This window comes from Amycolatopsis sp. NPDC102389 (assembly GCF_044765885.1).
GTDB lineage: Bacteria > Actinomycetota > Actinomycetes > Mycobacteriales > Pseudonocardiaceae > Amycolatopsis.
This window is the reverse complement of the sequence record NZ_JBIWKX010000046.1, coordinates 13,717-37,664: the sequence shown is the minus strand read 5'-3', so window position 1 is coordinate 37,664 and position 23,948 is coordinate 13,717. Positions and strand designations below refer to the sequence as shown.

Below are 23,948 nucleotides of genomic sequence, written 5' to 3'. Positions count from 1 at the left end.
AACTCACGTGATTAGAGCCGCAACTCGCGTGATTGGAGCCGTAACACGGTCCGGAACCGGCCTCGCGCGAGTTACGCCTCCAATCACGCGAGTTACGGGGTCAAGCACGCGAGTTACGGGTTCGGGGGGCCGTCAGGTTCTGCCGAGTTCTGGTGGGCGGCGCAACGGGCCCCAGTCCGCCTGGTGGCGTGCCCGGTCGCGCAGCAGCTCGCGAGCCTCGCCGAGGACCGCGGTGGAGATCCTCCCGACGGGTTCGGGATCGGTCAGCAGCGGCTCGTTGTCCGGGCCCGAACCCACGATCCGGCCCGCCAGCACCCAGGGTTTGGTCTCACGACGACGTTCGTGGCTGAGGTGGCAGTAGTCGTAGAGCCGCCTGGCCAGCCAGAGTTCGAGCGGCTGATCCCGCCACCAGGGTTCGGGATCGAGAGGGTTCACCGACAGGCCCGGCAGTTCCGCTCCGGTGAGTTCGTCCCGGCTCGTGCCGGGGCGATGTTCGGGCGTCGGCGCCCACCGCACGAACAGGCCTGCCCGCCGCCGGACGAGCGCGGCGAGGTCTCCCAGTGACTCCAACTGCTGCATCGAGCACTCCAGGCGAAGGATGGACACGGTGACCGGCGCGCCGGCGTCCCTGCTCCGCCGGGGCTGCCCACGCCGGTCCACCTCACAGCCGGCGGACGTACAACCTCGCTGCGCCGGCCGTTGCCTTATGGTTACCCGCTCGCCACGCGGCTACACCGATTTCACGAGCGATCGATCCACGAGATGCGCGATCTCCTCCAGCGCCAGCCTCGCTTCCGGGATCGCGGCCAGCATCCACGCGTGGATCATGCCCTCGTATTCGTGATAGCTCAGCGGCACCCCTTGTTCGATGCACAAGGTACGCAGGCGCCGGGCGTCGGAGAGCAGGACGTCCTTGGTTCCGATGTAGACGGTCAGCGCCCCGAGCCCCGACAGATCTCCGAACACGGGACTGAGCCTGGGATCGGTGCGCGCTAACCGTCCACTGTAGAGCCTGGCCGCCTCGCTCAGGCCGGTGAGCGCGAGGTACGGGTCACGCTCGTCGAGCGCCGGTTGCGCCGGATGGGTCATCGTCAGATCCAGCCACGGCGACAGCAGGACGGTCTCCTTCGGCACCGGCCCGCCTTCGTCCCGCAGCGCCTTCGTGAGCGCCAACGCGATCCCCGCGCCGGCGGAATCCCCCATCACGATCTGGTCTTCCGGGTCGATCCCCGCGGAGAACTCGTCGTAGGCGCGGCGGACGAACGCCGTGGTCTCCGGGCACTGATGCTCCGGGGCCAGCGGGTAGATCGGCACGGTGACCGAGCAGCCGGTGCGGTCGATCAGCCGCCCGAAGAAGCGCCAGTGGTCGTGCTGGATCTGGTGCACGTACGCACCGCCGTGGAAGTACAGCACGTGCTTGCCGTCCCCGCCGCCGGGCGGACGGATGGTATAGCAGGGACGTCCGTCCACTTCGGACCTTCGAACGTCGAATCGGCGCCTGATCGCTCGGATCGGACCCCGGTCGCCCTTCGCCTGGCTGCTTTCGATGCTCCGGCGAAAGCGGTCGAGCTCGGCGTAGGTGCGCTTCCGGTTGGTGAGGCGCAGCCACGCGAGCAGCGACTTCGCGGCGAGACTCGTCTTAGACCAGATCACGGGGAACCGTCCGATGCCAGTTGCGGGAGAACGTCCTTCGCTCCCCCTCGTATGCGTCGAGCCGTGCGTCGATCACGAATTCGTGGGGAGTGCAGGAAACCCGGGTGCGGGTCTCCGAGCGGGCTTCCCAGTCGCCGCGGGCGAAGGTCATCGACCAGGACGTCTCCGCCACCGGGGAACAGAAGTCGTCGGCCACCCACGAGTAGCACTCGAAGACGTTCCTCGTGACGTCGAGATCGATGTCTTCGAACCGGACCTTGCCCTCGTTCTTCACGATGTCGAGCGCGGACCGGTAGCCGATCAGGTCACGGGAGACGGTCCAGCGCTGCTCACCGGGCTCGATCTGGGTCGCGGGCAACGGTTCCGTCCCTTCGGGTTCGCCGAACGGCCGCGCCGGGACCTCGTCCGCCTCCGCGATCGGCCGCACCGGCAGCGTGAGCGAGCTCTGTCCGGTGTGGACGGTCACCCGCGCCGGTTCCGGCGGCGGCCATGCCAGCGGCCAGTACGACGAGGAGATCGACAACCGGATGCGGTGTCCCGTGGGGAAGGCCTGCGCGACGGCGTTGAGCTCGACGCGCACGCGGTACCGCTCGCCCGGTTCCAGTGCCTCCGGGTTTTCGTGCCCGTCCCGGTGGGTCAGGTTCAGCAATCCGTAGGTCACGCGCGTCGCCCTGCCGTCCGGCGCCACGTCGGACAGCCGGACGGCGACCTGCGCGACCGGCTTGTCCGCCGAAACCTCCAGGTCCACCACCGGCGAACCGAGGATCTCGCAGGGTTCGGAAAGCTCGTCGCTCTCGAAGACGAGCGAACCGCCGTCCTCCTCCCGCTGGTCGTACGGCAGATCGGGCGGAGCGCTGTAGGAGGCCCATTTCCCGGCGAACTGACCCACCGAAAGCGGCGACTCCACCGACAGGTTCTCCGCCGGGACGTCCTCGCCCGGACGGGCGATCCGGTGCCGGGTGAGCAGGTGTTCGGACGGGCGCACATGCGGCGAAGGCCAGGACGGCTCCCCCACCCAGCGGCCGGGGCGGTCCTCGTACGAGGTCGACGGTGGCACGCTGTCCTGCATCCAGGTCTGCAGCATCGGCCCGTCCATGACGCCGTTTTCGACGTCCTTCAGCCAGTGGTCCCACCAGCGGACCAGTTCCTGCAGATACCCGATCGCGGGTCCGGGCCGTCCGAGATGCGGGTACTTGTGCGACCACGGCCCGATCAGCCCGCGCCGCGGCACGTCGAGATTGGCCAGCAGCCGCGAGACCGCGTTCGAGTATCCGTCCGCCCAGCCGCTGGAAGCGAGGACGGGAACCTGGACGTCGCTGTAGTTCTCGCAGACCGACGCGTGCCGCCAGTAGTCGTCCCGGCGCTGGTGGCTCAGCCATTCACCGGCCCAGAGGCCACAGTTCTCCAGCCGTTCGTGCCACAGGTCGCGCCACCGGTCCCCCGCCAGCGCGGGGTCGGGCGGCAGGGTGGCGTAGGCGAACATCGTGGAGGCTTCGGCGACGTTGTCCGACAGCAGGCACCCACCCATGTAGTGCATGTCGTCGGAGTAGCGGTCGTCGGTGAAAGACGAGATCGCGATCGCGGTCAGGCTCGGCGGTTTGCGCGCCGCCACCTGCAACGCGGCGAACCCGCCCCACGAGATCCCCATCATGCCCGTCCGGCCCGAGCACCACGGCTGCGCGGCGATCCACTCCAGGACGTCCTCGGCGTCGAGTTGCTCCCGTTCCAGGTATTCGTCGGCGAGAACACCCTCCGACTCGCCCGAACCGCGGATGTCGACGCGGACACAGGCGTAGCCGTGGCCGGCGAGATACGGGTGGTGCACGGAGTCCCGCACCGACGTCAGGTCGCGGTGCCGGTACGGGATGTACTCGAGGATCGCGGGGACCGGCTCGCTGTCCGAAGCGACCGGCCGCCAGATCCGGGCCGACAACCGCACGCCGTCGGAAACCGGGATCCAGACGTGGTCCTCCTCGGTGATCTCGTACGGCAGCGAAGCCACCGTCCGCATGGGCTATCCCTCCTCGAAGTCGAACCGCAGCGCCTCGACGCACCGGCGGTACTTGCTCTCCATCTCCCGTTCGGTCTGCGCCGCGACGAAGATATGTGCGAGTTCATAGCTGTAGCTGTCCTGCTCGGGCAGGTCAGAGAGCCGGATTCCCTTCTCCGCCACCGGTTCGATCTTCACCCCGGGGATCTCGGCCTCCAGGTCCGCGATCTCGCCGCGGGTGGGCACCCGGGTGACCAGCGCGTCACGGAAGCGGCGGTAGTACCACTTGCCCGCGATCCGGTAGTCGCCCCGGTTCCGTCGCGTCGCGGGATCCTGGCCGAGGCCCAGCCGGACCATGATCTGGTGGTTCGCCACCCCGTCCACGTACTCGAACAGCTCCGCGTGGGACTGCGAATGCCGCGGGTTGATCTCCAGCAGGCAGGCCTGCCCGGATTCGGGGTGACAGAAGAACTCGATGCTGAACGTGGCGTTGTCGAAGCCGATCTGCTCCATCACGCGGACGGAGATCTCCTTCATCCGCTCGACGGCGTCCTCGGGCAGCTGCGACGGATACTGATGCCTCAGGAACGAGGGCGTGTCGGGATAGTTGATCGAATCGAGCACACCGTAGACCGTGACCTGTCCTTTGTAGACATAGCCTTCGGTCGCTGCCTGCACGCCGTTGAGCTCTCCTTCGGCGAGGCACGCGGCTCCACCCGCGTCCGCCACCTCGGCGGGGAGGTCGACCTTGGCGAGCACGCGCTCGAAGGGTTTGCCGACCCGGTCGACACCGGCCCGGATCTCGGCGACGGCCTTGTCGAACTCGTCCTCGTCGGCGACATGGAAGGCCAGCTCCGAGGAGAACGACTTCACCGGCTTGAGCCACATGGGGTAGCCGACCCCCTCCGGCGGCCGGGGATCGTCCTCGTCCAGGTCGACGATGCCGAACGCCGGCACCTCGTCGATCACCTTCGACTGTTCGAGGCGGCTCCAGTACTTGTGCTCGCACTTCAGCACCGCCTCGAGGGAAACACCGGGCAGGCCGTACTTTTCGCACAGCATCGCCACCATCGTCGAAGACGGGAAGTCCCAGTAGCTGACGATCGCGTCGATCGAGCCGTCGAAGGCGTCCAGCTGCGCCACCGCCTTCTCCACGAGCTCGACGATCGGGATCTCGCCGTGCTGGAGCTCCTCCGGTGAGAGCAAGGCGTGGAAGCGATACCGGTCGGCACCGGGTACTCGTCTCAGCACCTCGTCGTTGCTGTCGTCGAGGCCGATGACGAAGATGTTCTTGTCCTCTGTGCTGGTTTCCCCTGGGGGCCTGGAGGATGTGGTCATAGGGCAGTGCTACCCGCTCCGAAGTCCCCGAAAACCCTGGTTTGCCCACGTCGCCGCCTGGGAATCCGGCGCTCATGACGGAGTTGCCCGGAACGCGTTCATTGTGGCTCGACACCGCTCCCGCTCCCGATCGCACCGGCAAGCCGCTGCCGTCGGAAGTCGACGTCGCCGTGCTCGGCGGCGGAATCGCCGGGCTCACCACGGCCTACCGGCTGGCGAGGGCCGGGCGCTCGGTCCTGGTGCTGGAGGCCGGCCGCCTCGCGGCGGGGGTTTCCGGCCACACCACGGCGAAGGTCAGCACCCAGCACGGGCTCAAGTACGCCACGCTGGCCAAGACCAAGGGCTCCGAAGCCGCCGCGATGTACGCGTACACGCAGGCGGCCGCCTTGGACTGGATCGCGGCGGCCACGGCCGAACTCGGCATCGACTGCGGTTTCACCCGCGCCGACAGTTTCGTGTACACGACCAATCCGGGAACCGTCGAGAGCCTTGAACGTGAGGCGGAAGCGGCCGCCGAGGCCGGCCTTCCCGCTTCCTACGTCACCGACGTCGACCTCGACGTGCCCGCCCTCGGCGCGGTGAAATTCGCGTCGCAGGCGCATTTCCACCCGCGCCGCTGGCTGCTCGCACTGGCAGGCGAGATCGAACGCGCGGGCGGGACGATCGTCGAAGGCGTGCGCGCGGAAGGCGTCGACGAACTCGGTGGTGTGAAGGTGCGCACCAGCTCCGGCGAGGTGCGGGCGGGCGAGGTCGTGGTGGCGACCCACTACCCCGTGTTCGACCGCGGCCTGTTCTTCGCCCGGCTCGACCCGGTCCGCGACCTGGTGGTGGCCGGACCGGTCGCGGGGAATCACCCGCCCGAGGGGATGTACCTCGACGCCGACACCCACCACTCCGTGCGGAGCTACCTCAACGACGGTGTCCCCTACGCGGTCGCGGGCGGCGAGCACTACCGGGTCGGCGACTCCGTCGACGTCGAGAGCCGGTACGAACGGCTGGCCACCTGGGCGAGCGAACACGCGGGCGTGCACCGGGTCACCCATCGATGGTCCGCACATGATCTGTCCACTTTGGACTCGATACCGTACGTCGGGCGCTATCATCCGGCGAGCCGTCACCTCTGGGTCGCCACCGGCTTCGGCCAGTGGGGAATGACCGGCGGTACCGCGGCCGGGCTGCTGCTCGCGGACCTGCTCACCGGACGCGACAACCCGTCGGCGGGCCTGTACGACCCCAACCGCTTCGACCTCCGGTCCGCGATCTCGACCGTGGAGAACAACGCCACCGTGGCGAAGTTCCTGGTGGGCGACCACCTCAGCGCGTTGCGCAAACCCGCCTCCCTGGACGAGCTGCTGCCCGGCGAGGCCAAGGTGACCCGCGACGGCGGAGAACTCGTCGCCGCCTACCGCGACCCCGGTGGTGAGCTGCACGCCGTCGGCGCCCACTGCACCCATCTGGGCTGCCTCGTCGCGTTCAACAACGCGGAGAAGACCTGGGACTGCCCGTGCCACGGTTCGCGGTTCGGCCTGGACGGGTCGGTGATCCAGGGTCCGGCCGTGCGCGCGCTGCCGAAGAAGCGGGAGCGGTGATGACCGGCGTCGGTGTCGAAGAGGAGTTCCTGCTGGTCGACCCCAGAACCGGGGTGAGCTGTCCCCGGGCCGACGCGGTACTCGACCGGCACCGCGTCTGCCGCCCGCTGCCGGACGGCGCGGCGGTCCACCGGGAGCTGCGGCCGACGCAGGTCGAGGCTGCCACCGGCGTCTGCGAAACCGCCGACGAGCTGTACGAACACCTGACCGCGGGGCGCCGCTCACTCGCCGAAGCGGCGGCGGGTGAGGACTGCGCCATCATCGCCTCCGGCACTCCCCTGCGTCCCTCGCCGAGCCGCGACCACGACGCCGGCGACCGGTTCGGCAAGGTCGACGCGCTGTACGCCGGCGTGGTCAAGGCGTACGAGGCCTGCGGTTGCCATGTGCACATCGGCGTGCCCGACCGGGAGACCTCGGTGGCCGTGGTGAATCACCTGGGTGAATGGCTGCCCACCCTGCTGGCGTTGTCGGGCAACTCGCCGTTCGCGGGCGGCCGCGACACCGGCTACGAAAGCTGGCGGATGGTGGAGCAGAGCCGTTTCCCCGGCTCCGGCATCGCCCCGTATTTCGCCGACACCGCCGCTTACGAGGAGCAGGTCGGGAAGCTCGTGGACTGCGGCGTCCTGGTGGACGAGAACCAGACCTTCTGGCTCGCGAGGCCGTCCGCGCGGTGGCCGACGGTCGAGGTCCGCGCCGCCGACACCGCGTCCACTGTGGACGAAGCGGTCCTGCAGGGGCTGCTGACCCGCGCGCTGGTGCGCACCGCCCTCACCGAGCTGGACCACGGGGTGGAGGCCGTGCCGCTGGATCCGCAGATCGCCGCCGCCGCGGTGTGGTCGGCCGCGCGTCACGGCCTTTCGGGGCCCGCGGTCGATCCGGTGGCCGGGAAGCCGGTCCCGGTGGGCGACCGGGTCGCCGCACTGCTCACGCGTATCGAGCAGGCCCTGGAGGACACCGGCGATCTGGGGCTCGTACACACCCTCCTCCGCCGCCTCGAACAGGAAGGCACCGGCGCCGAACGGCAGCGCCGGGCCGCCGCCGACGGGGAGGTCGCGGTGTTGCGGATGCTGACCGAAGAGACGGTTCCGCACGGCTAGATCGGGTACTCCCGGAGCATGACGACGATCGACCGTGAGGTGGCCGCGAGGCTGCCCGAGATCCGCGGCCCGCTCTCGGCCGCCGTGGTGGACACCCTGGCAGGCGGACGCCGTGACGATTTCGACCTCGAAGCGGCGACCGACGCCGATCCGTTCGGCGAAGATCTGCAACTCGCGCTGCAGGTCTGCTACGAGCTGCACTACCAGGGCTTCGACGGCGTGGACTCCGAATGGGAATGGGACTCCCGCCTGCTCGGCTTCCGATCCGTCCTGGAGCACGCGTTCCTCGACGGCATCCGCGCCGCCGTACCCGGCGGGGACGACGTCCACGGCCTGCTGGACGACCTGCTGATCGAGCCGGTCGACGGTGCGGGCGTTTCGCACTTCCTGCGTGACCAGGGCGAATGGTGGCATGTCGAGGAGTACTTCGCGCATCGGTCGATCTACCACCTCAAAGAGGCCGATCCGCATGCCTGGGTGATCCCGCGGCTGCGGGGCAAGGCCAAGGCGGCGCTGGTCGCCGTGGAATTCGACGAGTTCGGCGGCGGACGGGCCGATCGGGCGCATTCCCGCCTGTTCGCCGATCTGCTGACCGCGGCGGGCCTGTCCGGCGGCTATCTCGCGTACCTCGACCACGTCCCGGCTCCCATGCTCGCGACGGTGAACATGATGTCGCTGTTCGGTCTGCACCGGAGCCTGCGTGGCGCGCTCGCCGGGCATTTCGCCGCCGCCGAGATCACCACCGCGCCCGCCGCCCGGCGCATGGACCAGGCGCTGGAACGGCTCGGCGCGGCGCCGGAATGCCGCTACTTCTACACCGAGCACATCGAGGCCGACGCGGTGCACGAACAGGTGCTGCGGCACGACGTCGTCGGCGATCTGCTCGACCGGGAACCCGGACTGGCGGCGGATATCGCGCTCGGCATCCAGGCCACCGAGCTGCTGGAGAACCGGCTGACCGAGCACCTGCTGGATGCTTGGACGGCCGGGAAGAGCTCACTCCTCAGGCCGCTGCACCCCCTGCCGTGAACGGCGCCGGTGGCTGGTGTCGCAGAACGGGTAGCGCTTGCTGCGGCGGCAGGCGCAGAGAGCGACCAGGAAACGGTCCGAGGTCACGGTCTCGCCGTCGTCCATGACGACCTCGACCGGCCCCTCCACCAGGAAGGGGCCGCCGGGTTCGATCCGGACCTCGGTCCTACGGCCGGTCGGCACGGATCACCACCAGTTCTTCGTGCCGCTGGCCGGCCACGATGAGGCCCGCCGCTTCGAGGAAGGCGGCTCGCGCCCGCATCACGGGTCCGAACGGGATCGATCGCGTGGCGACCACCGACGGCGTCATTCCCGCTTCCCGCAACTGTTCCAGCGACTTGTCCGGTCCGGCGACCGCGGAGTGGACCATCATCAGGTACCCGCCGGGCGCCACCACGGACGACGCCCGGGCGCAGATCCGGTCGAGCACGATCCGGCCGTCCGGTCCGGCGTCCCACGCCCGCGCGGCCCCGGCGGCGGGCACCGGGGAAGGAACGTAAGGCGGATTCGCCAGCACGACGTCGAACGGGCCACCGCGCGCCGCTTCGGCCAAGCCGCCACGAAGCGGCCGGACCGGGAGACGACGCAGCCGCGAGTTGACCCACACCGCCGCCAGTGCCCGCCGGGAGATGTCCACGGCGGTCACGGACCCCGCGCCGTGCGCCGCGGCCGTCAGCGCGAGGGCGCCGGTCCCCGTGCAGAGGTCGAGAACTCTCGCTCCGCGGGGCATTCCGGACGTGCTCAACGTGTTAGCCAGCAACCAGGTGTCGTGTTGCGGGCGGTAGACCCCCGGTGGTCGCAGCAGCCATGGCCGCGCCGGGGCGAGTGGAATCGTTGCTGCCTGGGAGATCGCGGTCATGTCCCCTCCGGTTCGCCGTCGTTGCCCAGGTCTACCCCGGCGGGATGGCGCCAAACGTCCACAATGGCCTGCGGCTTTACGGCCGTGGTGAAAGCTCCTTTCGTCGCGTCTGATGCGGTGAAGGGAGCCTTCAGCCCGGAGGTCGTTATCGGGCCGGCGAGGGGTGAGTCAAACGTGGCGTGGTCGGTGCGGGTCGTCCTTATGGACAGTCACGACCCTTGCCCCTGATTAAGCCGGCGCGAAACGGGTAGCCCCAAGGAAAGCGACCGAAGGAGAAGTCATGGACACCGGTCCCGCCAAGAGCAAGTCCGGCAGCGAAGACAAGCACGACGAGAAGGACCGTGAAGAGGTCAGAGGGGAACAGGGCACGTCGTCCGGCGATCCCCACGACGACACCGACCCGCAATCGGGGTGACCACGCGGCCGAACGGCCTCCGGCTCCCATTGGCCGGGGGCGTTTCACGCCGTCTTCCGGGGGTATCCGACGGCTTTGGCGGCGAAACGGAGGCGTTCCCGATGAACCGACGTACGGCGGGCTCCCTGCTGCGAGCGGTGGTACTGGTCATCGCACTGGTCCACCTCGTACTGGGTGTGCTCGGCTTCTTCTTCCTTCCCGAGGCGAACCAGGTCGGCGAGAACACGCTTTGGGTCTTCAGCGCGACCGGAATGCTCGACGTCATCCGCACCGTGATCGGTGTCCTCGGTTTGGTCGCGGTGGTCAAACCTTCCGCGATACCGGCGTACAGCTGGCTGATTTTCGTGGCATTCACGGGTTTGACCGCATTCGGTGTCCTTTCGGCCGGTACCGATTCCGCCGGTGACGCGGTCAACCTCAATTGGGCCGACAACGTCCTCCACGGCTTGACCGCCCTTGTGGCGCTCGTGGTAGGCATCGTCACCACTCGCGTTTCCGCCCGGAGGCAAAGTAAGACCACGGAAAACGTTTAGTCCGTCCACTACGGGCAACTTGGCGGGTATGACGAAAGTGGCCCCGCTCCGGATCCTGCTGTGGCACGTCCACGGTTCCTGGACCGAATCGTTCGTGCGCGGTGGCCATCGCTGCTACCTCCCGCTGCTCGCCGAAGGCGGGCCGTGGGGACGGGGGCTCAGCGGCCGTGAGTGGCCCTCCGCCCAAGAGGTCCCGGTCGACGAACTGAAGGATCTCGACATCGACGTCGTGATCCTCCAGCGGCCGGAAGAGGTCCACCTGGCCGCGCGATGGCTGTGTCGCCGCCCCGGCAAGGAAATACCCGCCGTCTATGTCGAACACAACACGCCCCGGGAGCACGCGGCCACCACCCGGCATCCGCTGGCCGACCGTGACGACATCCGGCTGGTGCACGTGACCCACTTCAACGACCTGATGTGGGACTCCGGTCTCGCCCCCACGGTGGTCATCCCGCACGGGATCCCCGATCCGGGTGAGCGCTACACCGGGGAGCTGCCGCACGGCGTGGCCCTGATCAACGAACCGGCGCGGCGGGGGCGGATCACCGGGAGCGATCTCCTACCCGTCTTCGCGGACATCGCGCCGGTCGATCTGTACGGGATCGGCAGCGAGGACCTCGACGGGCGTCATCCCGCGCTGCGTCCCGGCGGCGACCTGCGCAGCCGGGAACTGCACGCCGAAGTCGCCCGGCGGCGCGTCTACCTGCACACCGCCCGGTGGACGTCGTTGGGCCTGTCGCTACTCGAGGCGATGCATCTCGGCATGCCGGTCGTCGCGCTCGCGACCACTGAAGCGGTACTCGCGGTCCCCTCCGATGCCGGCGCCGTCTCGACGGACGCCGGTGCGCTCGCGAAGGCCTACCGCGAGCTGATCCATGAACCAGATTTCGCCGTGCTGGCGGGAAAAACCGCGCGCGAGTTCGCCTTGAGCCACTACGGGCTCGAGGCGTTCCTCGAGCGCTGGAACACCCTGCTGGCAGAGGTGATCGCTTGATTTCGCCGACCGCGGCGGGAAGGAGTCCGATGAGGATCGCGATGGTTTCCGAGCACGCCAGCCCGCTCGCCGCCCTCGGCGGAGCCGACGCCGGCGGACAGAACGTCCACGTGGCCGAGCTTTCCGCCGCGTTGAGCAGGCAGGGACACGACGTCACGGTCTACACGCGCCGCGAGAACCGGCGCGCCCCGGCGACGGTCGAGACACCCGACGGCTACCGCGTCGTCCACGTCGCGGCGGGGCCGGCGCGGAAGCTGCCGAAGGACGAACTGCTGCCGCATATGGGAGAGTTCGGCCGCGTGCTGCGTTCCCGCTGGGCGAAGGACCGGCCGGACGTCGTCCACGCGCATTTCTGGATGTCCGGCCTGGCCTCGGTCCTCGCGGCGAAGGATCTCAGCATCCCGGTGACCCAGACCTTTCACGCGCTGGGCGTGGTGAAACGGCGCTATCAGGGCAAGAACGACACGAGCCCGCCCGAGCGGATCCGGCTCGAACGGATGATCGCCAAACAGGCCGACCGGGTGATCGCGACGTGCTCGGACGAGGTCTTCGAACTCGTGCGGATGGGCCTGCCGCGTTCACGCGCCTCCGTCGTCCCTTGTGGAGTCGACCTGGACAAGTTCACTCCGGACGGCGAGCGTGCTCCCCGCACGGCCTCGCATCGGATCGTGACCGTCGGCAGGCTGGTGCCACGTAAGGGTTTCGACCTCGCCATCGCCGCGCTGGCCTCGCTGCCGGACACGGAACTGGTCATCGCGGGCGGCCCGGATTCGGGTCCGCTCACCGAGGCACCGGAGGTGCGGCGGCTGCTCGCGATCGCCGACCGGCTGGGCGTCACCGACCGCGTGCGCCTGCCGGGACTGGTGTCGCGCGAACGGATGCCCGCGCTGCTGCGCTCCGCCGACGCGGTGGTCTGCACGCCTTGGTACGAACCGTTCGGCATCGTGCCGCTGGAGGCGATGGCCTGCGGCGTCCCGGTCGTGGCGACCGCGGTCGGCGGGCTGACCGACACCGTCGTCGACGGCGTCACGGGACTGCTCGTCCCGCCGCGCAATCCGAAGGAACTGGCGGGAGCGCTGCGGCGGCTTCTCAGCGACGTTTCGGCGTGCGAATCGTTCGGGGTCGCCGGGGCCGACAGGGTGCGGGCGCGGTACTCGTGGGACCGGGTGGCGGCGGACACCTTGCGCGCGTACGGCCGCGTTCTGGTCGGGGACACCGAAGAGGCCGCGGCCGCCTGGCCCTCCTGACCGCGTGATTGGAGGCGTAACTCGTGAGTTACGCCTCCAATCACGTGAGATACGGCCTCAGACACGCGAATGACGCCCACATCGGCGTCACCCGACGTAGCGCCGCGCGACCGAATTCCGCTGCGAATCCTCCAGCAGCACCAATCCCCGTTCGACTCCCGCCGGGACCACCGCGCGTTCCCGCAGCACCCACGGGAGCCCCCGCACCGCTTCGGCCACCGCCGCGAACGTCGCCCGGTCCCACGGCGCCGAACGCAGGACCGCGATCATCCGGCGCAGGACGCTGCCGAGCGGACGTCGCAGCCACAACGTCCACAGGGTGTTCCGGATGCCGAGCTGACGGCGCCGCCGCGGATCCCGGACGGCCGAAGGCGCGTGGTGGATCACCATCTCCTCGTCCCAGCACATCCACCAGCCCTTGGCCGCGAGATCGAGGGCGAACAGCTCCTCCTCTCCCCCGAGCCACATCCGCTCGGAGAAGCCGCCGACGTCGTGGAACGCGCGGATCCGGACGGCCGACAGGCCGGCCATCACGCCGAGCAGGGCCGGCCCGGGAAGCCAGTCCGGGCCGGGGACGGGGGAATACCGCAGTTCCGGGGTGATCGGGTCCTCGGTGAGCGCCGGCTCCACCAGGCACCGTCCGGTCACCACGCCCAGCCCGGGGTACGCGTCGAGCTGATCGGCCGCCCGTCGCAGAGAGCCCGGCTGCCATCGGGTGTCGTCGTCGCAGAAAGCGACATAAGGGGTACTCACCTCCCGGACGGCGAGATTGCGCGCGACGGCGCCCAGGTTCCGGGGCGACCGGATCACCCGGATCGCTGGGAACCGCTCCTCGACGGCGTCCGCGGTGCCGTCGGTGGAAGCGTTGTCCACCACCACGATCGGCGCCGCGTCGGGCAGCGCCGTCATCGAGGCGAGCGTCTCCAGCAGCTGTGCGCGCCGGTTGTGCGTGATCACCACGACCGTGATCCGGTCTCCCACTTCATCCTCCCTGTGCGTGTTCGAGAACGCGGATCCGGCTCTCCACCGAGGCGGGCAGCCGTTGTCTGTCGGCGAGCGCCCGCGGCAATCTCCGGAGCACCCCGGCGAGCGCGCCGAGTACATGCGGTTCCCGCGGAACCCTTGCCACCGCTCGGAATCCTTCGACGAGGCACCGTCGCAGCGGCCGCCTCATCACCGTGATCAGCATCCGGTTGCGGAGTTCGGCGCGCTCACGCCAGGACGGCGACGGCCGCACCGGCGAAGGGTGATGGTGCGCCAGCACCGCCTCCGCGTAACAGAGCCACCAGCCCCGCGCGGCCAGGTCGTAGGACAGCAGTTTCTCCTCGGCGCCGAAACGCAGCAGGGGATGGAAACCCGCGGCCTGCAGATAAGCGGTCCGGCGGACGATCGCGGAGCACGCGAGGAAGCCGAGCACCGCGGGCCCGGGAAGGCCGTCGGGCCTGCCGAGCGGGCTGCCGGCCATCAGCGGGACGACCGGGTCCTCGCGTTCTTCCTCGCCCACCAAGGTTTTCGCGGCCACCAGGCCGACGTCGTCGTGGGTGTCGAGGAGGCGTTCGGCCTCGGCGAGCGCGTCGTCGGCCCACCACGAATCGTCGTCACTGAAGGCGACGTACGGTGTCCGGGCCACCGCGACGCCGAGATTCCGGGCCGTCACGCCGATGTTGTGCGGCAACCGGATCACGTGGACACCGGGGAACGCGGCCGCCCGACCTGCCGTGCCGTCGGAAGAGCCGTTGTCCACGACCACGATCGGAGGAGGCGGCCTCAGCGCCGTCAGCTCACGCAACGTGCGTTCCAGCTCCGACGCCCGATCGCGGGTGGCGATCACCACCGTCGTCTTGGCCGCGTTCATCGCACCGGCCGGGATTTGAGCGCCTTCACCATGTCCCGCAGGAGCCCGTTGTCGGACGGTAGCGAGCGGAGCGCGGCCACCGCCCGGCCCTGCACCGAGGAACACCAGCGCCACCAGGAGTCGAGCAGCTCCCGATCATCCGCCTCCTCGGCACGGACGAGGGCGGGCCAGCCGAGCGCGTCGGCCTGGGCGGTGACCTTGCCACCGCCCGCGACCGGATCGATCGCCAGCGCGGGCACCCCCGCCTGCAGGCTCAGCGCCAGCCCGTGCAGCCGCGTCGTGATCACGACATCCAGATGCGACAGGATCGACATGAACTGATCCGGCGTCTCGCACCGCTCCCAGTCCGACGACGCCAGCCGCGTGTCGAGCGGCACCCTGGCGCAGTCGATCCCGGCGATCCACTCCCGCACCGAGGCGTGCACGTCCGCGTGGTGGCCGGAGTCGCCGTACTCGGGTTGCGGCGGCGCCAGGATCACTCCGGTCACCAGCACCTCGCTCGTCCGCGCGCCGAGAGAGAGGTCCGGCGTGCCGAGCCCGTCGTGATCCCGCGCGAACACCTGGTCGAAGCCGGTGACCGTGTCGTCCTCCGGATCGATCACCGAGACCCCGACCGCGATCCGGTGGCAATGCGCGAACCTGCGGTGCACCTCCTGCACCTGCCATCCGTGCGCGGGTCCGCAGACGAACACCACGTGGCTGTACCGCGCCGGATCCACCTCTTCGTAGTTCAAGTCGTCCGGCCGGTAGACCGGGCTCCAGGCCAGGTCATGCGGCAACCCCATGGTGGACAGCACCTCGTCGACCCTTCGCATACTGAGGACGTCCCCCGCGGTCGCCTCGCCGTGGCGGAAGCTCGCCCAGCCGATCACCAATGCACGCATGACCGAGGCGTACCCGGCATCTCCCGGTTCACACGGTTTTTCCGGCGCTCGCAGCGGGTAGCCCGTCGCCATGGACAGGGCGCTGGTGACCGGTGGTGCGGGTTTCGTCGGCTCGCATCTGTGCGAACGCCTGCTGGAGGCGGGCACGGAGGTCGTCGCGGCGGACAACTTCGCCACCGCTGTCACGGCGAACGTGGCGCATCTCCTCGACCGGCCGGGCTTCCGGCTCCTTTCCCGTGACGTCACCTTGCCGATGACCGCGGCGGGCCCGTTCGACGTCGTCTTCCACCTGGCGTCCGCCGCCTCGCCCCGCGACTACCTCCGCCTCCCGCTCGAAACGCTGCGCGCGGGCTCGTACGGCACCGAACGGGCGTTGGACATCGCCGAACGGGACGGCGCGCGGTTCGTCCTCGCATCGACGAGCGAGGTCTACGGCGACCCACAGGAGCACCCGCAGCGCGAGGAATACTGGGGGCATGTGAACCCGATCGGCCCGCGCAGCGTCTATGACGAGGCCAAGCGGTACGCCGAGGCGCTCACTTCCGCGATGCGCCGGGAGCGCGGCGTGAACACCGGTATCGCGCGGATCTTCAACACCTACGGTCCGCGCATGCGCCCCGACGACGGTCGCATGATCCCGACGTTCATCGGCCAGGCGCTGGCGGGCGAACCGCTCACCGTGACCGGCACCGGCGACCAGACCCGCTCGCTCTGCTACGTCGACGACACCGTCCGCGGCCTGATCGCGCTGGCCCGCTCCGACGTGCCCGGGCCGGTGAACCTCGGCAACCCTCACGAACTCACCGTGCTGCGGATCGCGGAGGAGATCCTGGCCGTGACCGGAAGCTCGTCCCGGATCGAGCATGTCGACGCCGCCGTCGACGACCCGGCCCGCCGCTGCCCGGACATCTCCCGCGCCCGCCGGGAACTCGGCTGGGCTCCGGAAGTCCCGATGACGGAAGGACTTCCGCGCACGATCGCCTGGTTCTCGCGGCAACAGTCCGCCGCCGGTTTCTGAAACCCGTCACTCACGTGCTTCTGGACGTAACTCGCGTGCTTGAAGCCGTAACTCGCGTGTCTCCAGGCGGAACACGCGAATGCCGCCGAATCCCCCGAGAGACGCTTCGCTGAGTAGCGACGTCCTGGGCTTTCGCGCCGCGTCGTTTATCCACGACTGCACCGGGTAGCGCTACGGGAGTAAGGCGGGTGACGTCCCGCATCCCCGATCGGAGAGGTGGCCCGGTGCGCATTCTCGGTGTCAACGCCGTCTTCCACGACCCGGCCGCGGCCCTGGTCGTCGACGGCGAAATCGTGGCGGCGGCGGAGGAAGAACGGTTCAGCCGTCGCAAACACGGCAAACGGCCGGTGCCGTTCTCCGCTTGGGAGCAACCGGCCGAGGCCGCCGCGTGGTGCCTGGCCGAGGCCGGGATCGCCGCTCAGGATCTCGACGCGGTCGGCTATTCGTACGACCCGGCGCTCGTCGAGCCGGGGCTGGCGGGCCACGACGGGAAGAACGAGTGTCTCCGCACCGACTTCGCCCGCCGTGCCCCCGCGTTCCTCAAGGCGGCCTTGCCGGGGCTCGATCCCGCGACCGTCCGCTTCGTCCGGCACCATGTCGCGCACGCCGCCTCGGCCGCGCTGGCCGCGCCCTTTGGGGACTGCGCGGTCCTGGTCGCCGACGGCCGCGGCGAGAGCACGTCCTACCTCGCGGGCGAGTACCGCGACGGGAAGTTCGAGGAGCTCGCCGAGCAACGGCTCCCCCATTCACTCGGACTGATGTACGAGGACCTGACCGAGCATCTCGGTTTCGCCCGGTCCAGCGACGAGTACAAGGTCATGGCGCTGGCGTCGTACGGGAAGCCCCGCTTCCTCGATCGGATCGCCGAAAGCGTGCACACCAACGGAATGGGGTTCCGCACCGACGAGATCGACTGGACGTCGTTCGCGCCCGCCGTCGAGCCCGGGCAGGAACCGGGGCAGGTCCACGCCGACCTGACGGCGAGCGTGCAGCGTTGCCTGGAGGACGTGCTGCTCGAACTGGCGGCCGCGCTCCACGAGCACACCGGGCACGCCGACCTGGCGATGGCGGGCGGGATCGCGCTCAACTGCGTCGCCAACACCCGCCTCCACGCCGAGGGACCGTTCGACCGGATCTGGGTGCAGCCCGCCGCCGGTGACGCCGGCACCGCGCTCGGCGCGGCTCTGCAACTCGCCGCCGACTTCGGCGAGCGCGGCGGCCCGATGACCGGCGCCGACCTCGGCCGCGGCTGGACCGACGAGCAGATCGAGAACGCGCTCCAGACCGCGAACATCCGTTACGAGCGGCCGGACGACGTCGCGGAAGCCGTCGCCGAAGCGCTGGCGGAAGACCGGATCGTGGCCTGGTTCCAGGGCCGGTCCGAGTTCGGCCCTCGCGCGCTCGGCCACCGGTCGCTGCTCGCGCATCCCGGGCACGAGGCCAATCTGGAACGGCTGAACGACGTCAAGGGGCGCGAGCAGTTCCGCCCGGTCGCCCCGATGGTGCTCGCCGAACGCGCGGGCGAGATCTTCTCCCGTGGCCCGCTTCCCAGTCCCTACATGCTTTTCGTGCACGACGTCGCGCCGGAATGGCGGGATCGCGTTCCGGCGGTCACCCACGTCGACGGCACCGCCCGCGTGCAGACCGTCGACGCGGGCGAGGAACCGCTCGTCGCCCGCATGCTCGGCGCGTTCGAACGGCGTACCGGGTTGCCCGCCGTGGTCAACACCAGCCTCAACACCGCGGGGAGGCCGATGGTCGACTCCCCGAGGGACGCGCTGGAGTGCTTCGGCTCGGCCCCCATCGACCTGCTCGCCATCGGGCCTTTCGTGGTCCGCCGCCCTTGACCCTTTGGAGGAGTGCCGTGATCGAAGACCACTTCGCAGCGTTGAGCGAAGCAGCCGGGAAGTCCGTTTCCTGGGCGCCGAAGGTCCGTGAGTGGGGTGACCACCTGGCCACCGTGCTGGCGTCCGGCGGGCGGCTGCTCGCTTGCGGCAACGGCGGGAGCGCCGCCGAAGCGCAGCACCTCACCGGCGAACTGGTGGGCCGGTTCCGCAACGACCGGCTGCCCTTCTCGGCGATCGCCCTGCACGCGGACACCTCCGCCGTGACGGCCATCGTCAACGACTACGGCGAGCACGAGGTGTTCGCCCGGCAGGTGCGCGCGCACGGCCGTCCCGGCGACATCCTGGTCTGCCTTTCGACCAGCGGGGGAAGCCAGAACGTCGTCGCGGCCGCGAAGGCCGCCCACGAACTCGGCGTCACCACCTGGGCGATCACCGGCCCCTCCCCCAATCCGCTCGCCGCGCTGTGCGCCGACGCGATCCCGGTGGAGGCGCCGTCGATGGCCACCGTGCAGGAGGTCCACCTCGCGCTCGTGCACGCCTTGTGCACCGCGTTCGACGACGCGCTCGGGGTGCCGACGTGAGGCCGCTGGTCGTCCTGGGCGACGCCCTGCTGGACGTCGACGTCGACGGCACCTCGGACCGGCTCTGCCCGGACGCGCCGGTGCCCGTGGTCGACCTCGCCCGCGAATGGCGGCGGCCGGGCGGCGCCGGGCTGGCCGCGTTGCTCGCGGCCCGGTCCACCGCCGAGGTCGTCCTAGTCGCCCCGCTGGGCGGCGATCGGGCGGGCCGGACGCTGGCCGGGCTGCTGGAACGCGAGCTCCGTGTGGTGCCGATGCCCTTGTGCGGCACCACGGTCACCAAAACGCGGGTGCGCGCGGCCGGGCAATCGCTGGTCCGGCTCGACAACGGTGACGGCCGCGCGGAATTCTCCCCGCTCACCGCCGAAGTCCGGGAAGCGCTGTGCTCGGCCGGCGCCATCCTCGTCGCCGACTACGGCCGCGGGGTGACCGGGCATCCGGAGATCCGTGCGCTGCTCGCCGAACTGGCGCCCACCGTCCCGATCGTCTGGGACCCGCACCCCCGCGGCACCGAGCCCGTGGCGGGGGTCCGGGTGGCCACGCCGAATCTCGCCGAAGCCGAACAGCTCACCGAATCCCGCGCCGATGCCGAAGAGCTGGCGAAACAGGTGCACGCGCTCTGGAAGGCCGACGCGGTCAGCGTCACCACCGGTTCGCGGGGCGCGGTCCTGACCGAGGGCGGGGCGTGCACGACGTTCCGGCCTCCGTCGGGCATCGTCGCCAAGGACACCTGCGGCGCGGGTGATCGCTTCGCGTCCGCGGTCGCCGCCGCGCTGCTCGACGGCGCGTCCACCGCCGACGCGGTGGCCACGGGGGTCGAGACGGCGGCCCGGTTCGTGGCGACCGGCGGCGCCGCCACGTTGTCCACTGTGGACAACGCGCCGGTGCCGGAGAGCGACCACCGCGGTGCTTCCGCGTTCGACGTGGCGGCACGGGTCCGCGCGCGAGGCGGCAGGCTGGTCGCCACCGGCGGCTGTTTCGATCTGCTGCACCCCGGTCACGCCAGCCTGCTCCGGCAGGCACGGGCCCTGGGTGACGCGCTCGTCGTCTGTCTCAATTCCGACTCCTCGGTGCGCGGCCTGAAAGGACCGGGACGGCCGATCGTGACCGCCCGCGACCGCGCCAGGCTGCTCACCGAACTTTCTTCGGTCGACGCCGTCGTGGTGTTCGACGAACCCGATCCCGCCGCCGTGCTGGACCGCCTGCGCCCCGACGTCTGGGTCAAGGGCGGCGACTACGCGGACACGGAACTCCCCGAAAGCGCCGTGGTGCGCAGGCACGGCGGCGAGATCGTCCTGATCCCGACCATCCGCGGCTATTCCACCTCCCGGCTGGTGGCCGCGGCGGAAGGAGCATGATGCGCTCTCTCGGCAACGTCCTGATCACCGGCGGCGCCTCCGGACTCGGTGCCGCGACCGTCGAAGCCGTCCGTGACGCGGGCGGCACCCCTTTGGTCATCGACCGCGTCGAACCGGCGGCCGACGTCGCCTTCGTCCAGGCCGACCTGGCCGATTCCGCCGCGGCCGCGAACGCCGTGAACGAGCTCGCCGCACGGGCGGGCGGGATCGACGGCGTCTTCACCGCGGCGGGGACCGACGCGTGCGGCGCGCTCGACGAAGTGTCCACAGAGGACTGGGAACGCGTGGTCCGGGTCAACCTGCTCGGCACGGCCGCGGTCGTCCGCGCGGCGCTGCCTCACCTGCGGTCCGGCCACGGCACGGTGGTGACCTGCGCGTCGACCCTCGGGCTGCGGGTGGCCGGGGACGCGAGTGCCTACTGTGCCTCGAAATTCGGTGTCGTCGGCTTCACCAGGGCACTCGCCATGGAGCTCGCGGGCCGCGTCGGGGTGACGCTGCTCGTGCCCGGCGGCATGCACACGGCGTTCTTCGACGACCGGGCCGAGCAGTACAAGCCGCCGCCGGACGCCAAACTCAACCAGCCCGAGCATGTCGCGGCTTCGGTGGTGTTCGCCCTCTCCCAGCCGCCCGGCTGCGAGGTCCGCGAACTCGTGGTGTGCGCTTCGGAAGAAGGGTCCTGGCCGTGACCGGTGGCATCCTCGTGCTGCGCGCCCTCGGCCTGGGGGATCTGCTCACCGCGGTTCCCGCGCTGCGGGCGCTCCGGCGCGCCTTCGACGGCGAGCGCCTGGTGCTCGCCGCGCCCGAAAACCTGCGCGACATCGTCGAACTGATCGACGCGGTGGACGAGTTGCTCCCGACGGCCGGGCTCGGCGAGCTGTCCTGGCCCGGCGAGCCGCCGCGGCTGGCGGTGAACCTGCACGGCCGGGGACCGGAGAGTATCCACGACCTGCTCGCCCAGGACCCGCTCGAACTGATCACGCACCGGCATCCGGACTTCCCCGGCGTCGACGGCCCGGACTGGCCCGCCGAAGCGCATGAGGTCGACCGCTGGTGCCGTCTGCTCGAGGCCGCCCGCATCCCGGCCGACCGCACCGACCTCGCGCTGCCGCCGCCTCCCGGACCCAGCCCGGCGGCGGACGCGGTGGTGATCCACCCCGGTGCCGCGTTCGCCGCCCGCCGCTGGCCGCCGGACCGGTACGCGCGGGTGGCGCGGGCGCTCGCCGAACGGCATCGGGTGGTCGTCACCGGAAACGCGGCGGAGGTACCGCTCGCCCGCGAGATCGCCGAGGCGGCGGACCTGCCCGGCGATGCGGTTCTCGCCGGCGACGCCGGTCTCGCCGAACTGGCCGCCACGGTGGCGGAGGCGCGGCTGGTGATCTGTGGTGACACCGGGGTCGGGCACCTCGCCACCGCGTACGGCACGCCGTCCGTCCTGCTGTTCGGGCCGACCCCGCCGCGGCTCTGGGGACCACCGCCCGAGGCCCGGCAGCACACGGTCCTCTGGGTGGGCGACGTCGGCGATCCGCACGGCGGCGACCCGGATCCGGGGCTGCTGCTGTTGCGCGAGGAACGCGTTCTCACCGCGGCCGAAGACCTGCTCCGGACGGGGGTTTCCGGTGGCTGAGCGGGTGGGGGTGATCGGTGCCGGTTACGTCGGGCTCACGAGCGCCGCGTGCTTCACCCATCTCGGGCACCAAGTGATCTGCGCCGACAGCGATCGGTCCAAAGTGGATGAACTGAGCCGGGGTGAGGTCACCATCGCCGAACCGGGCCTCACGGAACTCGTCCGCGACGGGCTGGGCTGCGGACGGCTCCGGTTCACCACCGACACGCGCGCTCTGTCCGATGTGGACGTCGTGTTCCTCTGCCTGCCCACCCCGAAAGGGAAGGACGGCGACGCCGACGTCCGGGTGCTGGAGGAGGTCGTCGCCACCCTCCCCGGCCTGCTGGCGTCCGGCTGCGTCGTCGTCACCAAGTCGACCGTCCCGGTCGGCACCGGGGCCCGGCTGACGGAGCTGCTCGGACGGCCGGATCTGCCCGTGGTGAGCAATCCCGAGTTCCTCCGGGAGGGGCACGCCGTCGAAGACTTCCTGAATCCCGACCGGATCGTCCTCGGCTCGGTGCCGGAGAACCGGGCGGCGGCCGAGCGGGTGGCCGCGTTGTACGGCGAGACGAACGCGCCGGTGTGGTTCACCGATCCGGCGAGCGCGGAGCTCGCGAAGTACGCCAGCAACGCCTTCCTGGCACTGAAGGTGTCCTATGTGAACGTCCTCGCCGAACTGTGCGAGCACTACGGCGCCGACATCCGCGACGTCGGGCGGCTCATGGGACTCGACTCCCGGATCGGCCCCGCCTTCCTCGTCCCCGGCCCCGGCTGGGGCGGCTCGTGCCTGCCCAAGGACACCGCCGCGTTGCTGCGGACCGCCGAACACGCGGGGGTCGACTTCGGCATCCTCCGTGACGCCATGAAGGCCAACGCCCGCCAGCGGGCGGCCGTGGTGCGGAAGATCCGCCGCGCGATCACCGGTGTTTCGGACGGTTCGCTCTCGGGCATCCGTATCGGGTTGCTCGGGCTCGCGTTCAAGGCGGGGACCGGGGATCTGCGCGATTCGCCCGCACTGGCCGTCGCACGGGAACTCGCCAGGAGCGGCGCGGTGCTGACCGCGTACGACCCCGGCGTCGACGCCGTCGAGCCGGACATCGTCCAGGTCGTCGACGACCCGTACCTGGTCGCGAAGGACGCGGCGGCGCTGGTCGTGCTCACCGAGTGGCCCGAGTTCCGCGAGCTCGACTGGGACCGGCTCGCCGCCGCCGCCGAACGCGCCGTCGTCGTCGACGCCAGGAATCTCCTGGACCCGGCGACCGTCGGCGAGGCGGGCTTCGTCCACACGGGACTCGGCACCGATCCGAACAGGAGGACAGGATGACCCAGCCGTTGAAGGCCCTCGCACTGGTGTGCTCGCTCAAACCGTCCCCCGCGCCGTCGAGCAGCGCGTTGATCGCCCAGCAGCTGCTCGACGAGCTGGCCGGGCACGGCGCCACCGGCGAACTCGTGCGCGTGGTCGACCACGACGTCAAACCCGGCGTGGAAGGCGACATGGGCGACGGCGACGCCTGGCCCGAGATCCGCCGCAAGGTCGCCGCGGCCGACATCCTGCTGATCTCGACGCCGACCTGGGTCGGCCACATGTCCAGTGTGGCCCAGCGGGTGCTGGAACGGCTCGACGCCGAACTGTCCGAAACGGACGACGACGGCAGGCCCGCGATGTTCGGCAAGGTCGGCGTCACCGCCGTCGTCGGCAACGAGGACGGCGCGCACAAGATCACCGCCGACCTGTTCCAGGCCCTCAACGACGTCGGCTTCACCGTGCCGGCGCAGGGCGGGACCTATTGGAACGGCGAGGCGATGAAGGGCGGGGACTACAACGACCTCGACGAAACGCCGGAAGCCGTCGCGTCGACCAACGCGACCCTCGCGCGCAACGCCGTCCACCTGGCGAACCTGCTGCGAGAGAAGCAGTACCCCGCTTCCTGAGGGGGTGTCCTGTAAGTCTGCACTTCCCTCGATGGCGGCTTTCCGCAAGTTGTCGTGTGGCCGGAGCGTGGGGGGGGGGGGGCGCGAAGGCCCACGGTGGTAGCCCCACAGCGGAGGGGGAGCCCACGC

General features: G+C 70.4%; 24 protein-coding genes. 15 read left to right on the top strand and 9 right to left on the bottom strand.

Annotation, left to right across the window (positions count from 1 at the left end; translation table 11 throughout):
* Window positions 1-132: 132 nt before the first annotated feature.
* From ACIRGA_RS30630 to ACIRGA_RS30615, 4 genes are all read right to left on the bottom strand, one after another.
* Window positions 133-579, bottom strand: a complete 447-nt coding sequence (locus ACIRGA_RS30630; RefSeq protein ID WP_400947452.1) for a DUF6098 family protein — start codon at window positions 577-579, stop codon at window positions 133-135.
* A 150-nt stretch (window positions 580-729) separates the two neighbouring features.
* The gene (locus ACIRGA_RS30625) at window positions 730-1,653 is read right to left on the bottom strand and encodes an alpha/beta hydrolase (protein WP_400947449.1); all 924 of its coding nucleotides are present in this window, start codon (window positions 1,651-1,653) and stop codon (window positions 730-732) included.
* Window positions 1,640-3,664, bottom strand: coding sequence for a CocE/NonD family hydrolase (locus tag ACIRGA_RS30620; protein WP_400947447.1), 2,025 nt, complete (start codon window positions 3,662-3,664; stop codon window positions 1,640-1,642). Before ACIRGA_RS30620 ends, ACIRGA_RS30625 begins: the two co-directional genes overlap by 14 nt.
* Before the next feature lie 3 nt (window positions 3,665-3,667).
* Entirely contained in the window at window positions 3,668-4,981 is a 1,314-nt protein-coding gene (locus tag ACIRGA_RS30615; protein ID WP_400947444.1) for an acetyl-CoA carboxylase biotin carboxylase subunit family protein, read from the bottom strand.
* A 74-nt stretch (window positions 4,982-5,055) separates the two neighbouring features.
* Here ACIRGA_RS30615 and ACIRGA_RS30610 point away from each other — a divergent pair, with 74 nt between their 5' ends.
* Genes ACIRGA_RS30610 through ACIRGA_RS30600 form a run of 3 tightly spaced genes read left to right on the top strand, consistent with a single transcriptional unit; the run spans window position 5,056 to window position 8,696 of the window.
* On the top strand, window positions 5,056-6,570 hold the full coding sequence (locus ACIRGA_RS30610; RefSeq protein ID WP_400947443.1) for an FAD-dependent oxidoreductase: 1,515 nt from the start codon (window positions 5,056-5,058) through the stop codon (window positions 6,568-6,570).
* Complete coding sequence (locus tag ACIRGA_RS30605; RefSeq protein ID WP_400947441.1) at window positions 6,570-7,667, top strand: glutamate--cysteine ligase; 1,098 nt, start codon at window positions 6,570-6,572, stop codon at window positions 7,665-7,667. Before ACIRGA_RS30610 ends, ACIRGA_RS30605 begins: the two co-directional genes overlap by 1 nt.
* Window positions 7,668-7,685: 18 nt before the next feature.
* Entirely contained in the window at window positions 7,686-8,696 is a 1,011-nt protein-coding gene (locus ACIRGA_RS30600) for an iron-containing redox enzyme family protein (RefSeq protein WP_400947439.1), read from the top strand.
* Here the strand turns inward: ACIRGA_RS30600 and ACIRGA_RS30595 are convergent.
* On the bottom strand, window positions 8,664-8,879 hold the full coding sequence (locus ACIRGA_RS30595; protein ID WP_400947437.1) for a CDGSH iron-sulfur domain-containing protein: 216 nt from the start codon (window positions 8,877-8,879) through the stop codon (window positions 8,664-8,666). The two genes, ACIRGA_RS30600 and ACIRGA_RS30595, sit on opposite strands and share 33 nt — an antisense overlap.
* Window positions 8,863-9,555: a HemK2/MTQ2 family protein methyltransferase gene (locus ACIRGA_RS30590; RefSeq protein ID WP_400947434.1), complete on the bottom strand. Its 693-nt coding sequence runs from the start codon at window positions 9,553-9,555 to the stop codon at window positions 8,863-8,865. The genes ACIRGA_RS30595 and ACIRGA_RS30590 overlap by 17 nt, the downstream gene beginning before the upstream one ends.
* A 280-nt stretch (window positions 9,556-9,835) precedes the next feature.
* Here ACIRGA_RS30590 and ACIRGA_RS30585 point away from each other — a divergent pair, with 280 nt between their 5' ends.
* The 4 genes from ACIRGA_RS30585 (at window position 9,836) to ACIRGA_RS30570 (ending at window position 12,744) form a co-directional block, all read left to right on the top strand.
* Window positions 9,836-9,970: a hypothetical protein gene (locus ACIRGA_RS30585; RefSeq protein WP_400947431.1), complete on the top strand. Its 135-nt coding sequence runs from the start codon at window positions 9,836-9,838 to the stop codon at window positions 9,968-9,970.
* 101 nt (window positions 9,971-10,071) lie between these two features.
* Window positions 10,072-10,503, top strand: coding sequence for a DUF4383 domain-containing protein (locus ACIRGA_RS30580; RefSeq protein WP_400947428.1), 432 nt, complete (start codon window positions 10,072-10,074; stop codon window positions 10,501-10,503).
* Between the two features lie 28 nt (window positions 10,504-10,531).
* Window positions 10,532-11,497 carry a glycosyltransferase gene (locus tag ACIRGA_RS30575; protein WP_400947426.1) on the top strand — a complete coding sequence of 322 codons (966 nt, stop codon included), beginning with the start codon at window positions 10,532-10,534 and terminating at the stop codon, window positions 11,495-11,497.
* Window positions 11,498-11,526: 29 nt separating this feature from the next.
* Window positions 11,527-12,744, top strand: coding sequence for a glycosyltransferase (locus ACIRGA_RS30570; protein WP_400947424.1), 1,218 nt, complete (start codon window positions 11,527-11,529; stop codon window positions 12,742-12,744).
* A gap of 87 nt (window positions 12,745-12,831) precedes the next feature.
* On the opposite strand, the gene ACIRGA_RS30565 is transcribed toward ACIRGA_RS30570, so the two are convergent.
* Genes ACIRGA_RS30565 through ACIRGA_RS30555 form a run of 3 tightly spaced genes read right to left on the bottom strand, consistent with a single transcriptional unit; the run spans window position 12,832 to window position 15,483 of the window.
* Window positions 12,832-13,725, bottom strand: coding sequence for a glycosyltransferase family 2 protein (locus ACIRGA_RS30565; protein ID WP_400947422.1), 894 nt, complete (start codon window positions 13,723-13,725; stop codon window positions 12,832-12,834).
* Between the two features lies 1 nt (window position 13,726).
* Window positions 13,727-14,599, bottom strand: a complete 873-nt coding sequence (locus ACIRGA_RS30560) for a glycosyltransferase family 2 protein (RefSeq protein WP_400947419.1) — start codon at window positions 14,597-14,599, stop codon at window positions 13,727-13,729.
* Window positions 14,596-15,483 (bottom strand): polysaccharide pyruvyl transferase family protein, encoded by an 888-nt coding sequence (locus tag ACIRGA_RS30555; RefSeq protein ID WP_400947417.1) that lies wholly within the window; start codon window positions 15,481-15,483, stop codon window positions 14,596-14,598. Before ACIRGA_RS30555 ends, ACIRGA_RS30560 begins: the two co-directional genes overlap by 4 nt.
* Window positions 15,484-15,553: 70 nt before the next feature.
* Between ACIRGA_RS30555 and ACIRGA_RS30550 the strand changes: the two genes are divergently transcribed.
* The 8 genes from ACIRGA_RS30550 (at window position 15,554) to ACIRGA_RS30515 (ending at window position 23,819) form a co-directional block, all read left to right on the top strand.
* Window positions 15,554-16,501: a UDP-glucuronic acid decarboxylase family protein gene (locus ACIRGA_RS30550; RefSeq protein ID WP_400947414.1), complete on the top strand. Its 948-nt coding sequence runs from the start codon at window positions 15,554-15,556 to the stop codon at window positions 16,499-16,501.
* A gap of 224 nt (window positions 16,502-16,725) precedes the next feature.
* Window positions 16,726-18,348: a carbamoyltransferase gene (locus ACIRGA_RS30545; RefSeq protein WP_400947412.1), complete on the top strand. Its 1,623-nt coding sequence runs from the start codon at window positions 16,726-16,728 to the stop codon at window positions 18,346-18,348.
* A gap of 17 nt (window positions 18,349-18,365) precedes the next feature.
* A complete protein-coding gene (locus tag ACIRGA_RS30540) occupies window positions 18,366-18,929 on the top strand; it encodes an SIS domain-containing protein (RefSeq protein WP_400947409.1) in 564 nt (187 codons plus the stop codon).
* Entirely contained in the window at window positions 18,926-20,284 is a 1,359-nt protein-coding gene (locus ACIRGA_RS30535) for a PfkB family carbohydrate kinase (RefSeq protein WP_400947406.1), read from the top strand. Before ACIRGA_RS30540 ends, ACIRGA_RS30535 begins: the two co-directional genes overlap by 4 nt.
* Window positions 20,284-20,970: an SDR family oxidoreductase gene (locus tag ACIRGA_RS30530; RefSeq protein ID WP_400947500.1), complete on the top strand. Its 687-nt coding sequence runs from the start codon at window positions 20,284-20,286 to the stop codon at window positions 20,968-20,970. Before ACIRGA_RS30535 ends, ACIRGA_RS30530 begins: the two co-directional genes overlap by 1 nt.
* The gene (locus ACIRGA_RS30525; protein WP_400947403.1) at window positions 20,967-21,908 is read left to right on the top strand and encodes a glycosyltransferase family 9 protein; all 942 of its coding nucleotides are present in this window, start codon (window positions 20,967-20,969) and stop codon (window positions 21,906-21,908) included. The genes ACIRGA_RS30530 and ACIRGA_RS30525 overlap by 4 nt, the downstream gene beginning before the upstream one ends.
* Window positions 21,901-23,211 carry a UDP-glucose dehydrogenase family protein gene (locus tag ACIRGA_RS30520; protein ID WP_400947401.1) on the top strand — a complete coding sequence of 437 codons (1,311 nt, stop codon included), beginning with the start codon at window positions 21,901-21,903 and terminating at the stop codon, window positions 23,209-23,211. Before ACIRGA_RS30525 ends, ACIRGA_RS30520 begins: the two co-directional genes overlap by 8 nt.
* On the top strand, window positions 23,208-23,819 hold the full coding sequence (locus ACIRGA_RS30515; RefSeq protein WP_400947398.1) for a flavodoxin family protein: 612 nt from the start codon (window positions 23,208-23,210) through the stop codon (window positions 23,817-23,819). Before ACIRGA_RS30520 ends, ACIRGA_RS30515 begins: the two co-directional genes overlap by 4 nt.
* Window positions 23,820-23,948: the final 129 nt, after the last annotated feature.

Coding starts and splice junctions, on each gene's coding strand:
- ACIRGA_RS30515 (WP_400947398.1), top strand. CDS start 23,208: ATGACCCAGCCGTTGAAGGCCCTCGCACTGGTGTGCTCGCTCAAACCG.
- ACIRGA_RS30585 (WP_400947431.1), top strand. CDS start 9,836: ATGGACACCGGTCCCGCCAAGAGCAAGTCCGGCAGCGAAGACAAGCAC.
- ACIRGA_RS30575 (WP_400947426.1), top strand. CDS start 10,532: ATGACGAAAGTGGCCCCGCTCCGGATCCTGCTGTGGCACGTCCACGGT.
- ACIRGA_RS30610 (WP_400947443.1), top strand. CDS start 5,056: ATGACGGAGTTGCCCGGAACGCGTTCATTGTGGCTCGACACCGCTCCC.
- ACIRGA_RS30605 (WP_400947441.1), top strand. CDS start 6,570: ATGACCGGCGTCGGTGTCGAAGAGGAGTTCCTGCTGGTCGACCCCAGA.
- ACIRGA_RS30600 (WP_400947439.1), top strand. CDS start 7,686: ATGACGACGATCGACCGTGAGGTGGCCGCGAGGCTGCCCGAGATCCGC.
- ACIRGA_RS30570 (WP_400947424.1), top strand. CDS start 11,527: ATGAGGATCGCGATGGTTTCCGAGCACGCCAGCCCGCTCGCCGCCCTC.
- ACIRGA_RS30530 (WP_400947500.1), top strand. CDS start 20,284: ATGCGCTCTCTCGGCAACGTCCTGATCACCGGCGGCGCCTCCGGACTC.
- ACIRGA_RS30555 (WP_400947417.1), bottom strand. CDS start 15,483: ATGCGTGCATTGGTGATCGGCTGGGCGAGCTTCCGCCACGGCGAGGCG.
- ACIRGA_RS30615 (WP_400947444.1), bottom strand. CDS start 4,981: ATGACCACATCCTCCAGGCCCCCAGGGGAAACCAGCACAGAGGACAAG.
- ACIRGA_RS30550 (WP_400947414.1), top strand. CDS start 15,554: ATGGACAGGGCGCTGGTGACCGGTGGTGCGGGTTTCGTCGGCTCGCAT.
- ACIRGA_RS30620 (WP_400947447.1), bottom strand. CDS start 3,664: ATGCGGACGGTGGCTTCGCTGCCGTACGAGATCACCGAGGAGGACCAC.
- ACIRGA_RS30580 (WP_400947428.1), top strand. CDS start 10,072: ATGAACCGACGTACGGCGGGCTCCCTGCTGCGAGCGGTGGTACTGGTC.
- ACIRGA_RS30560 (WP_400947419.1), bottom strand. CDS start 14,599: ATGAACGCGGCCAAGACGACGGTGGTGATCGCCACCCGCGATCGGGCG.
- ACIRGA_RS30630 (WP_400947452.1), bottom strand. CDS start 579: ATGCAGCAGTTGGAGTCACTGGGAGACCTCGCCGCGCTCGTCCGGCGG.
- ACIRGA_RS30590 (WP_400947434.1), bottom strand. CDS start 9,555: ATGACCGCGATCTCCCAGGCAGCAACGATTCCACTCGCCCCGGCGCGG.